General features: G+C 47.5%; 16 protein-coding genes and 3 pseudogenes. 13 read left to right on the top strand and 6 right to left on the bottom strand.

What is annotated here, in order from left to right; all coding sequences use genetic code 11:
- Positions 1-304 precede the first annotated feature (304 nt).
- The 9 genes and pseudogenes from DW937_RS12210 (at position 305) to DW937_RS12175 (ending at position 5,478) form a co-directional block, all read left to right on the top strand.
- Positions 305-565 carry a hypothetical protein gene (locus tag DW937_RS12210; RefSeq protein WP_005945283.1) on the top strand — a complete coding sequence of 87 codons (261 nt, stop codon included), beginning with the start codon at positions 305-307 and terminating at the stop codon, positions 563-565.
- The gene (locus tag DW937_RS14750; RefSeq protein ID WP_005924919.1) at positions 562-816 is read left to right on the top strand and encodes a hypothetical protein; all 255 of its coding nucleotides are present in this window, start codon (positions 562-564) and stop codon (positions 814-816) included. Before DW937_RS12210 ends, DW937_RS14750 begins: the two co-directional genes overlap by 4 nt.
- Positions 779-1,526, top strand: a pseudogene (locus DW937_RS12205) (replication initiator protein A); the annotation flags it as partial. The gene DW937_RS14750 and the pseudogene DW937_RS12205, both read left to right, overlap by 38 nt.
- Positions 1,525-1,992: pseudogene (locus tag DW937_RS12200) on the top strand (conjugal transfer protein TraE); the annotation flags it as partial. The pseudogenes DW937_RS12205 and DW937_RS12200, both read left to right, overlap by 2 nt.
- A complete protein-coding gene (locus tag DW937_RS12195) occupies positions 1,989-3,722 on the top strand; it encodes a C40 family peptidase (protein WP_120121082.1) in 1,734 nt (577 codons plus the stop codon). The pseudogene DW937_RS12200 and the gene DW937_RS12195, both read left to right, overlap by 4 nt.
- Before the next feature lie 12 nt (positions 3,723-3,734).
- Positions 3,735-4,007 (top strand): DUF4315 family protein, encoded by a 273-nt coding sequence (locus DW937_RS12190; RefSeq protein ID WP_120121080.1) that lies wholly within the window; start codon positions 3,735-3,737, stop codon positions 4,005-4,007.
- The gene (locus tag DW937_RS12185) at positions 3,991-4,728 is read left to right on the top strand and encodes a DUF4366 domain-containing protein (RefSeq protein WP_120121078.1); all 738 of its coding nucleotides are present in this window, start codon (positions 3,991-3,993) and stop codon (positions 4,726-4,728) included. The genes DW937_RS12190 and DW937_RS12185 overlap by 17 nt, the downstream gene beginning before the upstream one ends.
- Positions 4,729-4,789: 61 nt before the next feature.
- A pseudogene (locus DW937_RS15440) lies at positions 4,790-5,107 on the top strand (toprim domain-containing protein); the annotation flags it as partial.
- A gap of 89 nt (positions 5,108-5,196) precedes the next feature.
- On the top strand, positions 5,197-5,478 hold the full coding sequence (locus DW937_RS12175) for a DUF6061 family protein (protein ID WP_015536560.1): 282 nt from the start codon (positions 5,197-5,199) through the stop codon (positions 5,476-5,478).
- A gap of 776 nt (positions 5,479-6,254) precedes the next feature.
- Here the strand turns inward: DW937_RS12175 and DW937_RS12165 are convergent.
- From DW937_RS12165 to DW937_RS12140, 6 genes are all read right to left on the bottom strand, one after another.
- The gene (locus DW937_RS12165) at positions 6,255-7,181 is read right to left on the bottom strand and encodes a trypsin-like serine protease (RefSeq protein WP_005924705.1); all 927 of its coding nucleotides are present in this window, start codon (positions 7,179-7,181) and stop codon (positions 6,255-6,257) included.
- A gap of 210 nt (positions 7,182-7,391) precedes the next feature.
- Positions 7,392-8,099 (bottom strand): hypothetical protein, encoded by a 708-nt coding sequence (locus DW937_RS12160; protein ID WP_015536562.1) that lies wholly within the window; start codon positions 8,097-8,099, stop codon positions 7,392-7,394.
- A gap of 11 nt (positions 8,100-8,110) precedes the next feature.
- Entirely contained in the window at positions 8,111-8,503 is a 393-nt protein-coding gene (locus tag DW937_RS12155; protein WP_223383318.1) for a hypothetical protein, read from the bottom strand.
- A gap of 156 nt (positions 8,504-8,659) precedes the next feature.
- Positions 8,660-9,046: a hypothetical protein gene (locus DW937_RS12150; RefSeq protein ID WP_223383317.1), complete on the bottom strand. Its 387-nt coding sequence runs from the start codon at positions 9,044-9,046 to the stop codon at positions 8,660-8,662.
- A 171-nt stretch (positions 9,047-9,217) separates the two neighbouring features.
- Positions 9,218-9,913 carry a DUF4367 domain-containing protein gene (locus tag DW937_RS12145; protein ID WP_005924698.1) on the bottom strand — a complete coding sequence of 232 codons (696 nt, stop codon included), beginning with the start codon at positions 9,911-9,913 and terminating at the stop codon, positions 9,218-9,220.
- Positions 9,906-10,445 (bottom strand): sigma-70 family RNA polymerase sigma factor, encoded by a 540-nt coding sequence (locus DW937_RS12140; protein WP_223383315.1) that lies wholly within the window; start codon positions 10,443-10,445, stop codon positions 9,906-9,908. Before DW937_RS12140 ends, DW937_RS12145 begins: the two co-directional genes overlap by 8 nt.
- Positions 10,446-10,525: 80 nt before the next feature.
- Between DW937_RS12140 and DW937_RS12135 the strand changes: the two genes are divergently transcribed.
- The 4 genes from DW937_RS12135 to DW937_RS12115 all read left to right on the top strand — a co-directional run.
- Positions 10,526-10,849, top strand: coding sequence for a DUF3847 domain-containing protein (locus DW937_RS12135; RefSeq protein ID WP_005924694.1), 324 nt, complete (start codon positions 10,526-10,528; stop codon positions 10,847-10,849).
- 263 nt (positions 10,850-11,112) lie between these two features.
- A complete protein-coding gene (gene mobQ, locus DW937_RS12130) occupies positions 11,113-12,696 on the top strand; it encodes a MobQ family relaxase (RefSeq protein ID WP_181967591.1) in 1,584 nt (527 codons plus the stop codon).
- A 1,361-nt stretch (positions 12,697-14,057) separates the two neighbouring features.
- Positions 14,058-14,240 carry a hypothetical protein gene (locus DW937_RS12120; protein WP_005945116.1) on the top strand — a complete coding sequence of 61 codons (183 nt, stop codon included), beginning with the start codon at positions 14,058-14,060 and terminating at the stop codon, positions 14,238-14,240.
- A 93-nt stretch (positions 14,241-14,333) separates the two neighbouring features.
- On the top strand, positions 14,334-15,073 hold a 740-nt coding region (locus DW937_RS12115; protein ID WP_243111479.1), incomplete at its 3' end, for a recombinase family protein.

Raw genomic sequence — 15,073 nt, 5'->3', positions numbered from 1 at the left:
GCCATTAGCAGAATTTTCGGTTTCAGCTAATAAAATCAGGTTTCCAGCTAATGAAGCCCCATAAAGCACCTTTTGAACTCTGTTTTCCGGCTCTCTGCTAAAATTGGCAGCCGCTTTCCTGTAAATCCATGGAAATACAAGATAAACTGTGTAAATCTATTTTTCACATTCCTACCAGAAACCGTGCAAAACACTTTTCTCCATACATAGCGCGTTCACTCGCTGTTCTCTCGGAACAGAAAGAGGAACGCGCTTTTTTGTTTTCGGGCTGAACTTCCCGAATCCATCAAAGGAGGGTTTACCAATGAAAAAAGTTCTGACCGTCACGATGGACGGTATCCGCTACCACGCTTCCCGCCCGGCAGATTGCCGGCACTGCTTCTTCTGGAAGAATCGAAAGAAGGGCTGCGTTCTCGGTAAAGAGAACTGCTACTATCTGATCGAGCCGCCCAAAGGCCCCAGCAAGTGCGAAGGGTGCCCCTACAAGCGGGCAAAGCCCTGTGTGCTGGTTCCCTGCTACAAAGACCTGATGGCACCGCTGGAGAAACGAGGTGATGCCAAGTGAGCCACAAGCGAAACGAAGCTCTGCGCCATGTTCAGCACTCCATGCACCATGTGATCGCCGCTGGCGAAGGTTCCGACCGTGCCCCGGACAGCTGCAAGCTGTGCCCGTACTATCGACCCGATTTCAAGTTCCGCACCTGCCTGTATGCCCACTGCCCTTATAAGAAGCAGGTCAATGTATTCCGTTCCACACCTGAAAAATGGGATATTCTCTATGCCCGAAAGAAAGCCGACAAGAACCGCAGACCTTGATTACTTCTATGGGCGGTCCAGCGAGCTGTTCTCCTTCTACCGGATTCCCAAGCTGTTGTTTCAGGATAGCCGCTTCCAACCGCTTTCCACAGATGCCAAAACGCTGTACGGTATCCTGCTGGACCGCATGAGCCTTTCAGCCCGGAATGGTTGGTTGGACAAAGCTGGGCGGGTGTTCATCATCTATACTGTGCAGGAGGTGCAGGATTCACTGGGCTGTGCCGATAAAAAGGCCACCAAGCTGCTGCGAGAACTGGAAGAGTACGGCCTGATTGAACGCAAACGGAGGGGGCTGGGCAAGCCCGATCTCATCTATGTAAAGAATTTTTCGTCAGAATCGTCAAAAACGCCCTACTTGAATCGTGATAATGACGATTCTGGAACCGTCCAGAATACGCTTCAAGACCCGGCCAAACTACGATGTAATAAGACTGAGAGAAATAATACAGAGGTAAGCGATACTGATCCTATCTATTGCGATGAAAACGACTGGATGAGCAAACGCGCCCAACTGGAAGAATATTTTTTCGCAGTCCTTGGAGGTAGACCTTCTGCTCCGGCTCTGCCCGGACGATGAGGATACCATCTATCAGATCGTAGATTTGCTGGTGGACACCTGTGCCACCAACCGCAAGACGCTGCGCATTGCCGGGGACGATAAGCCCGCCGAGGTGGTACGCAGTCGCTTTATGAAGCTGAACGCTGACCATGCTCATCGTGCAGGATGCCGTTTGGGGGCGCGTGACCGCCAACCGTGAAGCCGGAAAATCCACCCGGTATTTTGTGGACGAGTTCCACCTTTTGCTGAAAGAGGAGCAGACTGCCGCTTATTCTGTGGAGATTTGGAAGCGTTTCCGTAAGTGGGGCGGCATTCCGACAGGATTAACACAGAATGTGAAGGACCTTCTGACAAGTCCCGAAGTATCGAACATTTTCGAGAACTCGGACTTTATGTATATGCTCAATCAGGCGAACGGAGACCGGCAGATCCTCGCAAAGCAGCTCAACATCTCGCCCCACCAGCTTTCCTATGTGACCCATTCCGGCGAGGGCGAAGGACTGCTGTTTTTCGGTAACGTGATTTTGCCCTTCGTTGACCACTTCCCGAAAGACCTTGAACTCTACCGCATCCTCACGACCAAACTCAACGAGATCTCGGAGGGCACACAGAAATGAGTAATCCGAAGCTGAACATCAAAGAGGAATCGTCCGCAAAAAAGACCCGTTCTCCCCCGAAGAAAGCGAGGGTGGAACAGTCGGTGCCCAGAAAGAAAAAACTGAAAACCGATGCAGATAAAGCTGCGGAAAGGGCGCAGCACCTGCGTTTTGGCAAAGCCGAGATCACCCCGGATGAAGCATCCCGCATGACAAAGCAGCAGAAACGTGCTATGTATGCCGCCGCTGCCGCCCGGTCTGCGGCACATCGGGAGATTGACCAGTACGAGGACGATAATGTGGGCACGCAGGCTCTCAATGAAGGCGTGAAGTCCGAAGAAGCAGTCAGCGATTTCTCAAAGAATCGTTATGTAAGGAAGCTGAAAAAGAAAGCCAAGATGCAGGGCAAGAAGGGTGCCAAAATCGCAAAATCTTCCCCGCAGGAGCCGACTGCGGCACAAAATGCAAGCACATCCGGAACCGGCGAGGGTGGCTCCAACTGGCTCTCCCGATGGCGGCAGAAACAGGACATCCGGCAAAGTTACTATGCCGCCGCCCATTCGGGCACAGCGGCGCAGACCGCAGGCGGCAAAGCGGTATCCAATGGCACCACTGCTGCGAAGTCCGGCATGGAGCAGGTCATTGACAAAGGAAAATCGGTGGTCAGCACCGCAGTCAACGGCATTGCCAATTTTGCAAAAAGCAACGCGCACGTTCTTTTGATCGTGGGCGTTTTTCTTTTGCTCATTCTGATGGTGATGTCCGGCTTTTCGTCCTGTTCCATTCTGTTTTCCGGCACCACGCATGTATCCGGGCAGACCATTTACACCGCAGAGGACCGGGACATCCGGGGAGCCGAAACCGACTACAAGAAGCTGGAAAAGGAACTGGATAAAAGAATTAAGCGCACCCCCACCGACCACCCCGGCTACAACGAGTACCAGTATCACCTTGACCCCATCGAGCACGACCCGTGGCAGCTCACCTCGTTCCTGACCACTTTGTATGACGATTACACCCGGTCGGAGGTGCAGGGTAAATTGAAGGAAACCTTCAAAAAGCAGTACAAGCTGACCACATGGGTGGAGGTGCAGATACGGTATAAGACCGTCTGGGTCATCAGTCCGGCAGGAATCCCAGTCCCTACGCAGGTGCCCTATGAGTACCGCATCTTCCACACTAAATTGGTGAATAAAGGGCTGGAAGTGGTTATCCGGGAGGAACTGGACAACGACCAGTGGAAACGCTATGAGATCTTTCAGGATACGCTGGGTGGTCGGCCTTATCTGTTCAACGGCGGATTGCCGCCCGGTGGTTCGGACGGCTCCGGCGCACCGGGTATTGATTATCAGGTTCCGGCAGAAGCCCTGACGGACAGCGAATTTGCCGCCATCTACAAGGAAGCCCAAAAGTATGTGGGTACGCCCTATGTGTGGGGCGGCTCTACCCCGGAAACTGGGTTCGATTGCTCCGGCTACGTCTGCTGGGTCTACAACCAGAACGGCTACGATGTGGGAAGAACCACCGCCAACGGATTATGGCAGAAAAGCCAGCACATTTCCGAGGCCGATGCAAAGCCCGGAGACCTTGTTTTCTTTGAAGGAACGTATGATACCGTCGGGAAGAGCCATGTGGGCATTTACCTCGGAAACGGCATGATGGTCAGTGCCGGAGACCCCATCAAGTACGCAAACATTCACTCGTCTTACTGGCAGAAATATCTGTCAGGATTCGGGCGGCTATCCAAATAATAGGAGAACACTATGAGCGAAAAACTCGACAAACTGCGCGCTTCTCTGGAAAAAGAGAAGGAACGGCGCATCAAGATCAACAACCGCATCGAAAGTCTGGAGCGGCGGATTCAGGAGGCCGAAGCCGCCGAGGTCAACGAGATGGTGCGCACAGCCAAGGTAACGCCGGAACAGCTCGCCGCCCTGCTGCGGCAGTCTGCCACCAGCACCCCGAACCCGGCTGCGCTGTCCGCAGTCGGTGCCACGTTCAGCAAGGAGGAAGATTCGGATGAAGATGATGAATAAGGTCGGCGCACTGCTGCTGTCGGCAGTGCTGTGTGTCGGTATGGCGGCTCCGGCATTTGCCTATGGCGGCGAGCCTGTTGAAGAAGTCGAGCAGCCTGTCCTGACGGACAGCAGCAAAGAAGATGCTGTTACCGTCACGGACGAAACCTCCGGCGCACTGACCCCGGAGGGCAATCTGACACTGGTGGATGACTACTACACCAATTATTCGGATGGCTCCGGGCAGCAGTTTATCACGCTGGTCAGTAAGTCCGGCAACACATTCTATCTGGTTATCGACCGCAACGCCAAGGGGCAGCAGACCGTTCACTTTATGAACCTTGTGGACGAAGCCGACCTTCTGGCTCTGATGGAGGAAGATGCTGCCGATGCCTACACCGCTGAAAAAGAAGCAGCGGCGCAGGCGGAACAGGACAGGCTGAAAGCCGAGGAAGAAGCGAAAAAAGCCGCCGAAGAAGCGGCAGCATCCGGCACGGAACAGCCCAAGGAAAACAAGGTCACAAAGATCGCATCCGGCTTTTTGGGTGTGGTGGTGCTGATTGCACTGGCAGCAGGTGGCGGCTTCTATTTCTATCACCAGCAGATGCAGAAGAAAAAAGCCGAAAAAGAAGCCCTCGACCCCGATGCAAACTACACCGAGGACAAGGGCGATTTTGAGATCCCTACCGATGTGCCGGACGAGGACGAAACCCCGGACGAGCAGGACACTGAACCCATCTGATTTCAAGGCGGCATTTTGCCGCCGTACATATCCAAATGAAAACAGATTGGAGGGAACGCTTATTTCAATTCTAGTTGTAGCAGAAAAGCCCTCGGTTGCCATGTCCTACGCCAAAGTCCTCGGTGCCACCAACCGTCAGGACGGCTACCTTGAGGGCAACGGTTATCTGGTAAGCTGGTGCGTGGGTCATCTGGTGGAGCTTGCTCCGCCCAATATCTACGATGCCAAATACGTCAAGTGGAGCATCGCAGATCTGCCCATCCTGCCGGAAAGGTGGCAGTATCTGGTGTCTGCGTCCACCAAAAAGCAGTTTGGTATCCTGCAAAAGCTGATGGACCGCCCAGATGTGGATAGCATTGTCTGTGCAACGGATGCAGGATAGTGCGGTTGGGTGACTCAAGAGAAAGAAAAAAGAGACCTCATCTCGTCAAAAAACTAAATCATAAAAGCATCAAAGAGGGCATTCAAATGAAACAAAATCGAATTTTTGACCAGAATAGTTCTCAAAAAGCACGTTCTTGGCACTATAATATGGACACCAACCGAGCGGAAGCCCAGTTCGCTGATGGCTCTGCCATTGCCATTGACTGCCTTGCCATCGAGGACGAATACGGCAATACCCCGGCACAGCGAGCTGAACTTGATTGGCTACTATACAACAAGCCCTTGGAGTGCGTCCAGCTTGTGCTGAGTGGTGAGATTGAGCATTATCTCTCACTTGGCTGTGACCATGGCAAACTGAAAGACTAACCTCTAAATAGGCCAAACAACCCGCTACTTGCAGTCGCTGCAAATGGCGGGTTGTTTGCTTATTTTAAGTTTTTCCTTTGCTCATAGTAGTGCAAAATCAATGTAGTGCAAAATCAATGGCCCAACGGTCAAAGAAATCACAAATATCAGGCAAATCTACTGGTTTCTTATAAATGTCATTCTAAAATTCAATGGATTTTGCTATTTCTAGCACTTGTTTTTTCGACACGAAAGTCGATTTAACCCTATATTTTATGTATCTCTCGATGATTTCAAGTTTGCCATTTTGGGGGCTTGATTATTGAGAAAATTCTAAATTCCAAAAAGGTCTATCATTTTCATCAATCGCATCGTTATTGAGAATAAGCACTGCACCACCACTTAACAGAGGAGGCAGCTGTAAATAGCTTATATTATTTATTGAGAAAATGAAACGCTATTGCAACAGTTGAATACTGTATATTTTATCAAATTGATACGGATCTGATAGCAACACCTTACCGTTTGATATCACAAGAATGCTTTCGCCTTCTTTAAGATACGACAACTGAAGATTTCCTTTCAAGTAGTTTGATACGCCATAAATTATATAATTGTCATCCGTATCATATAATTGATTTTTTGCAGTCGCATAAATACAATTGTTCTTCAGGTCAACTTCTTCAATTATAAGTTCCGATTTTTTTCTTCCGAATGTATTCGATTGAAATAGAATGCAGAGAACCACTGCCACAAATGCTATGCCAACCATAATCTTCCGTTTGCATTTCATTTTATCAACCTCTGTATGAAAGGAACAGCGTATAAAGCGATTGTGTTATTCTCAATGCCCCTGTATAAGAAGTTGGATATGAAGAACCATCAATTGTGCTTCCATCTTTATGGATTCCGATAGCTACATACCCAGCTCCAGAAATATATTCTACAAGAGGACCACCACTAAAGCCACCTGTCAAATCCCAATCGCCCTTGAGATATTTTGAAGTCTGACTTCTAATATACCCAGAAGATTTACACATCCGATATCTCGCATCGGCACCATTTATTTGGCTCGGATAGCCATAAGCATACACCAACTGTGATGATGAATAATTGCTAGACTGCCAATGTAACCCAAGCCATCCCGTTTTCGTTCCTAAATTATTCTTGAGCGTAATAATCGCCCAATCCTCCGAACTTGTTCCAGCAAGATAAGAATCACTAACAATCATCGAACTTGCCGATACATTTTCGCTTCCAAAAGGTTTACTATTATCAGATCGAGCAGGTGCGACATTTACCGACTTAACGTAGGCTTTTTCCTTTATACTGTATAGATTATGTGCTGCTGTTGCAAGTGCATTAGGCCCAATCATAAATCCAGAACCATAATTTGTCCCTCCATTATTGGTCGTTATCTGTAGGCATACCGTACTACAATATGGTGTTGCCGTTGGATTATCAACAACAGTGATATCATTGCTTCCGATAATCGCATACAGATCGGATAGATCAATATCCGAAATCTTTCCATTTGGAAAATAGCCTGCAGTTGTCTCTCCATCCGTGAAGGAATTGGTTTCAACTATAATTTCCTCTATAGATTCTTCTTTTGTATCAAAATCGTATCTATGGTATCTCTCGATATGAGATTTGCTTCCATCACTTTGATTATCTGCAAAAGCAGTCAGCCCAGAGTTAAGCTCCATTGAAGAAAGAGCCACAATCCCACTTGCTTTCAAAAAAATTCTACGAGATATTTTTTCACTAGCTATTTTAATTTTCCTTCTTTACTTTTAGAGTATACACAAGATTTCTTATACATCAGTTGCTCTGCATTGGAAACACCTCCGTAAAATTTTTCATACGTTAGAGCCATCCTTATTTTAGATTTCAACTTTTACTTTCGCAAAAAAATAAATACCACTGATTTTTTATCCAATAGCCGTGCTAAGATTTATCTCTATGGGATTCAACACATGCGTCTGCTGGCACAACCAAGCCCAATTGTTCACTGTAGTAGTAAACAAGTCGTCATAGTTGTTGTCATATGCAAAATCAAATGTGTCATGAACGGTAATCAAGTAATACATTATAGAATTACCAATCATGAAGCCTGTTCCAGAGGTGCTTACCCTATGCAATGCATAGAATAAATCTGCATTATCAGACTTTTGAATTGTAAAAGACCAACTTCCTCCACTAAAATCTTTCAAGCCACTATTAAGTACTTTGTTTTTATAATTATTAAAAACTGTTGTCGTGTTTAACTTGTCAAGCAATGGCGTCGAAGAATCCGTCACACTCTCAGAATAGTCAATATTATATACAGAGAATTCAACCATAAGAGCCGCACATTCATATCCCTTATCCCGTGCAATTTGCGCAGCTGCCAACCATGCAAGCTGTGTATTATTTAACAAATTTCCAGATGCACGTGTTTGATCTTCATCTTTCATCTTATCGATAAACTTATTTAATTCATCTATCGACATTCCCGAAAAATCAACATGATACTTATCATTCATGCTTTGAATAACAGGATTGCTAGCTTTACGGCTGCTTATGTTAGCAGCATAAGACACAGTATTTATCGAAAACAAAAAACACACTGAAAGAATTAATGATACGAACCTCTTCATAACGAACCTCCTTAAATTCTGTACTCTACTATATAAATTGTGTGCTTCTCATCATCCCAGACAACGAGACTAAAATTCACATCTTCAGAATGTAAAAGCAATGTATTCATTTCGGCTTCCGAGCGTAGTTCCTTATGCTGACTATTATCATAAAGAAAAAAATTTCCACTTGCAATTTCAGGAATCACAAAATCTAATCCAAAATATGACGACACATTTTTTAATATAGAAGATATGGTTGGAGAATCATTAATTTTCTCCCATGAATCGAGTTGATGAATAATTTTGGCTGCATCCACATCGTAGTATACCGCTAACATTATCCCATCATTTTGCAATCCGCCATAAGCCTCATATATCAACGATTCAGAGTATGTTGCTTTTCCAATTTTGAATTGTTTCAAATAATCTCGTTTTTCATATTTGCTTTTTCTTCCAAGCATAAAGCCCAAAAGCAAGCACAGTGCGACTATAGCTAGGTATCGGATAACTCGCGTTGGTCTCGCCTTTATAATTACCTCACACCTTTCTAACTTGCTGAAATATATAACAAACTCCACTTATCTACTGGTACTTCCGGTAATGGTTTCGCTCCGTCCATCGGAATAGCTAAAGGTCGCAGAATACTCAAGCCTATAAGATTTTCCGGGCTTAGTGTTAAAGCTACTGCTCACCATGCAGGTTGAGGTCGTGCTGCTGTTTGAGCAGCTACTTACTTTTTGCCATGTTCCAATTGTCCCCTTTTCATAGAGAACGCCTGAAACGCTGATTTTCTTTACTCCAGTTCGAGTCTGGGCATCAACCTGATAGTATGTTTGGTAAATAGATCCGTTGACCGTACTATCGCCTACATACCGTTCAGACTTTTCAGCGGCCATTGCGGTGCAGGCAAAGCTCAAGAGAATCACCGCTGAAACAACAATGGACAACAAACGCTTTTTCGACATAGACATACACCTCCGTTTTTTTGCTCCCATCAAGAGCCTTTGTATAATCAACGCAATTCGCATTCGCTTCGTTTCAATTTTCAGGAGAAAATTTTTCAAATTTTCCATCTTTGTAAGTTCAGACAAAAAGAAAGCCAGACATTTGTGAACTCTCACAAGTGTCCAGCTTTCTTAACGGATACCTTCCGCAATTTTCATAATCTCATCGTATGGAATGTTTCCCATAACGGTATGTGTAATCCCCCGATGTTCCCAACTTAGAGTATAAACATTCTTTCCATGTTCATCCGTACTGGTTCCAAGTACACCATCTGCTTCTCCGACCTTTACGGTTTCGTACACTGTATGCTCATTATCAAACAGGGACTGCTGCCCTGGCTGGATAATTGAGCAACGGACTGTGTAGCTTTCCTCTGTTTCTTTTGACGAGTAAACATGTAAAAAGTTTTCTGCTCGCTCAAATTTCTGCACATCGTCCATTTCAAAGCCGTTCGGCACATAATGGTCGCTGTATCCATCCGGGAGCCACTCCAGCGGTTCGCCATCCACCTGATAAGTCAGCTGCATCTCAATGGGCAGAAATTTTTGAATCATCGTATAGACTGCCCTGCGGAAATCAGCGCTGACCGCAAGAGCACCAACCGTCAGCATTACGAGTGTCAATGCCGCAATTAGTACTCGTTTCAACACTGGGTGGTGCTTTTTCTTCTTTAAGGCCTCTGTCATTCGTTCGTCCCATTGGGACGTATCTGGGTAGATTTCCTCAAACTGCTTTGGCGTTGGAAGCGAATCCAGTTCTCTTTGCGCATCTGCACGAAGTGCCATCATCAAAGCCGCATCAAATGAAATGTCTGTCCGCTCACTCATGGCTGTTCATCTCCTTCCATAATAGTTTTCGTCCTCGAAAGAGCCGTGTTCGTACCACTTCATCCGTTAATCCCAGCGATTTTGCAATCTCACGGTTTGTATATCCCATTGCCAAAAGGCGTAGCGGATCACGGTACATCGGTTTCATTTGGCCAATCAGTTCTGTTAGACGTTCAATGTTATCGGTGCTAACTGCTGCATCATCCGGCACCGGAGCGGCATCTGGTTCGTTTGGGACATCTTCCAGCAATTCTTCTCGTTGTTTGCGAAGCATATCATATGCACGGCTTCTACTACAACTAACGAGATAAGCAGCGAGTTCGTGACAGTTTTCTCGATGAATTTTAGAAAAATTTTTTGCAACGTACAAAAATACCTCTTGTAGCACATCCTCTGCCAGATACGAATCATCCATGATTTTGTAAGCGGTATGGTAAACCAGCCGTTTGTATGTATTGTACACCTCGGTAAAATCTTCTTCAAAGTTTCGATCATCAAGCACACTTAGATATAACGCAAGCAACGCAGTCACCTCTATTCACATTGATTGTGTGTAGTGTACCACGAACCAATAAAAATGTCGAATACAACCAACTTTTGAAAAGGAGCGTGATGCCATTGACCCAACCGAAAACCGATCTCGCCTATCTCCGCAGCGAGAAAGCCAAAGCAGAACAGCAGCTGCGCTACTACCAGCACCGGGAGAAAATTCTGGAACACCAGATACCGGAGCTGACCCGCAAGGCCCGTGTGCATCGGCTGTGTACCCGTGCCGGAATGCTGGAAAGTTTTCTGATTGCGCCGGAAGAACTCACCAACGATCAGGTGATGGAGCTGCTGAAAATTGCGTTCCGTCAGCCGGAAGTTGCGCTGGCTCTTGCAAAGATGATTCACGACCTGCACGAAAGCCGCAGCGTTCCGCACCCTTTAGAATAAAGGGCGCAATTATACACCGTTCCGGTGAAATTGCGGTCTTGCAGACGGCTCGATGAAATCGAAGCTGGCGTTTGTGCGCCAGCCCGATTCCATCCCAAGGAAAACTGCATTTTCCTTGCGCTGCTTTGCAGCTATCCTTTTGCGGCTCCCGCCTGAGATCGAAGCGCATGGCACTCCGTTCTAAGGCGGCGAGCAAAACCGAATACAATTCCAGACCGTTCACCAAGAGCAATCTTGCTGGGCGGTCTTTTTGTTTGGGGGTGATGCCTATTCCGTGTCCGCATTTCAAAATTACCATCGTCAAGCGCAGCCAAGGGCAGTCCGCTGTTGCCGGGGCCGCTTACCAAAGCGGCGAACGGCTGTTCAGCGAGTACGACCAGAGAACAAAATTCTACAACAAGAAGAAAGAGCTTGTCCACGCTGAGATCATGCTGCCATCCTATGCGCCGCCCGGATATGCAGACCGGGCGACCCTCTGGAACGCCGTAGAAGCTGTGGAGAACCAGTGGAACTCCCAGCTTGCCCGGCGCATCGTGCTGGCGTTCCCGGTGGAGGTGCCGAAGGAGCAGTATTTGTCCATGATAAAAGAGTTTTGTCAGGAGCAGTTTGTTTCCAAAGGGATGATTGCCGACTTTGCCATCCACGACAAGGGAGATGGAAACCCACACGCTCACATTCTGCTGACGCTCCGGGCAATAGATGAACACGGCAAGTGGCTCCCGAAAGCCAGAAAGGTGTACGACCTTGACGAGAACGGTGAGCGCATCCGGCTCGCTTCCGGCAACTGGAAGTGCCACAAGGAAAACACGGTGGACTGGAACGACCAGAAGTATGCCGAGGTCTGGCGGCATGGCTGGGAGACCATTACCAACCGCTATTTGGAAGCGGCTGGCCGCCCGGAACGTGTTGACCTGCGCTCCTTTGAGCGACAGGGCATCCAGCAGATACCGACCGTGCATCTCGGTCCCGCCGCACACCAGATGGAAAAGCGTGGAGTGGAAACTTTTCTCGGCAACCTGAACCGGGATATTCGCGCCGCCAATAGCCTGATGCAGTCCATCCGCAGTGCGATTCGTGGGCTGCAACGCTGGATCGCAGACCTGAATGAAAAGAAGCAGATTCTTTTGGATGCACTGGAACAAGCCAAGGAGCCAATGCTGTCCGACCTGCTGGTGGATTACTTCAACCTCCGCAACGAGCAGCGCAGCGATTGGTCTGGCAAGGCAAAACTGAAATGCACTGTCCGAGACTTTGAGGAAGTCAAACGGGCGGTGGACTATCTGAAAGCCCATTCTCTGAACACCATCGAGGATCTGGATACCGCAATTTCTAACCTGAACCAGACCGCCGCCCCTCTCCGTAGGCAGTTGAAGCAGAACGAAAACCGTATGCGGGCAATCGCCCAGATCAAGGATGCTGCCGCCGCCCATGCCAAGCTGAAGCCCATCCACGACACCTTTATCAAGAAGAACTTCAAGTTGACCAAGGACGCTTATGCCGCCCAGCACAAAGAGGAGCTGGACACCTTTAATAAAGCTGTCCGCACTCTGATGAAACTGAACGGCAGCACAGCGGTAGATTTTTCGGCATTGGATGCCGAATTTTCTGCGCTGCAATCCGGCAGCGCAGAGTTTCGCACCCAACTGGAAACCTTGCAGCCGGATGTCTCTGCCCTGAAAAATATCCGCAAGTATATCGACATGGTGCTGAATAAGCAGCAGCTTTCCACACCGGGCGGCAAGCCCCCGGAGAAGGAATCGGTGCTGAAACAGCTGGAGCAGCTTCAGCAGAAAAAGTCCAACTACAAAACGATTTCTACCACCCCAAACCGCGAAGAATCGCTCTAAACGATCTTTCTGTCACCGATATGCCGTTGCAATCAGTGGCAGAAGTACATAATTCATTTGTTTTTTGCTGGCTTTTGGCTATTCTCGCTGGCTAGTGAGTAGAGGCGTACTTTTAAGGCAGAAATTTTCTCCAACACCCCCCATTTTAGGCCACTTTTTCTGTTAATAGTAGAAGCGCCTCTTTGAAAGCCGGTCATTTGTGACCTTTTTGTTAATTCTCAAAAAGATGGTTGTCTTTGGGCTGTTTTCGTTGCCTACCTATTGAGAGGATTTTTTCAAAAGCGGAGATTTGGTCTCAAGAATTACAATTCAATTACAAGTTTCTCACCAATGCTACGAAACAGGCGTTCTCGATGCCTACCAAGTGTAGGGCATCTTTTTCAAGACCATTCTCGGACTATTATGACGTTTTGTTTACAAAATTGCTTGCAATGCTACGAAATGGCCTTTTTCATCGGCTACCAAGTAGAAGGATGTTTTTCGTCCGTCAAAGTCCAGAAATCTTCCATATGTTCCTTGACAAGTGAATAGTTCAATCGTCCGGTACTTCACAAAAGGTACTTCTGTAACTCGCAGCCCGGTCATAACGAAGACGGGGTGGCTGAAATGCCAATGGTGCGGTGCAAGCCCGCCGCCGGACGATTCCCCACTCCTAGGGAAGTCGAGGACCAATATGGGAGACCTTAACTTATTAACGCAGTTGAGCACTTGTTTCGTGCTTTTCTGCGACTGGAGAATTGGAACCCTCCAATTCTCGTTACATACTCTTTGTTCCTGATTTCTGCTTCAGCTGGAGGTGATCAACATTTCAGAATATCTTACCACGCAAACTCCGCTGCCGCCGTTTCTCCCATACCCACGCTTCCTTTTGGAACTTGACCTGAGTCAGACTGCAAAAATGACTTATGTGTTGCTACTCGACCGTGCCACACTCTCGCAGAAAAATCTCTGGATAGATGAACGTGGATTCGTGTTTGTCATTTTTACGATTTGCTCTTTGGCTGAGCAGCTAGGGCGCAGCACTGTCAGTGTTTCCAGTGCGCTTAAGGAATTGGACGCTGCGGGATTGATTGAGCGCAGACGAACGCGGTTTTCTTCGCCCAATCACATCTTTGTGAAAATTCCAAATGTTGAATAGTTCTGCGTTTTTCACGATTCAAGAACCGCCAAAATCACGATTCTGTGATGCAGATTCTTAATGGCATCTGCAAAAGATATTTTTCCTATGCAGTATAGCAGCCTTTAAGACTGTATCGAAGAAAACTTTCACCTAACCAACGTAATAAAACAAAAAGAGAAAAACGAATAGAATCCATCCATTCCTTTCCGTATTTGCACCACATGAATGAGGAGGTCTGCCCTTGAACAAAGAAAAATCTGAGAAGAAGCCCACCACACGCAAACGTGCGCCGAGAAGTCCGAAGTCCGTGCGCCTGATCGTGGAACGCCATTATATCGGCAATGTGCCGATGAATACGCTTTTTCAGCGGCTTGTGGAAGAAGAAATTCGTAAAACTGCCGAATCGTATCTCGCCGCTGGCTAATTGGACGTTTTACTGCGGAAAAGGGCTTGCATCGTCACGCAGCATCCGCTACAATGTGATTGATGAGGTCTCTTTTCCATTATGGAGGTACACATGGAAAAGGACAAAAAAGTAACTGCTTTATACTGCCGACTGTCAAAAGATGACGGTTCAAACAGCGAAAGCCTGAGCATCCGCACTCAAAAGTCAATGCTTATGGAGTATGCCACACGCAACGGTTTCGGGAATTGCCAGTACTATGTTGATGATGGTTACAGCGGTACGAACTCTGACCGCCCTGCCTTTCAGGAACTTCTGGATGATATCCGGGAAGGAAAGGTGGCAACAGTCATTACCAAAGACCAGTCCCGACTTGGACGCAACCACATCGAAACCGGAACGTATATGGAAATCTTCTTTCCTGAACACGGTGTCCGCTATATTGCAATCAACGATGGTTATGATTCCAACGAGCAATCTCAGATGGATATTGCCCCGTTCCGAAACATCATCAATGAAATGTACGCCAAAGACACTTCCCGAAAGATCAAGAGTGCCCTTCGGACACGCAAGAAAAGTGGAAAGTATATCTCCAGCGGCGCACCGTTTGGCTACCAGAAAGACCCTGCCGACCACAATCACCTTGTGATCGACCCGAACACCGCCCCCGTTGTTGAGTATATCTATTCAATGGCAGAGGAAGGGCTGGGGCTTCACCGCATCGCCAAGCGGCTCCACGATGAAAAAGTCTTGAAGCCGTGTTACTACAAGAAAGAGATGTTTGGCCGCTTTATTGATGATGAAAAGATGTATGATTGGGACAGTGCCTATATCAGTCAGGTTCTGCACAGCCC

Source organism: Faecalibacterium sp. AM43-5AT, assembly GCF_003603345.1.
GTDB lineage: Bacteria > Bacillota > Clostridia > Oscillospirales > Ruminococcaceae > Faecalibacterium > Faecalibacterium taiwanense.
The sequence above is the reverse complement of the archived record's forward strand: the minus strand, read 5'-3'. Positions and strand labels throughout refer to the sequence as shown.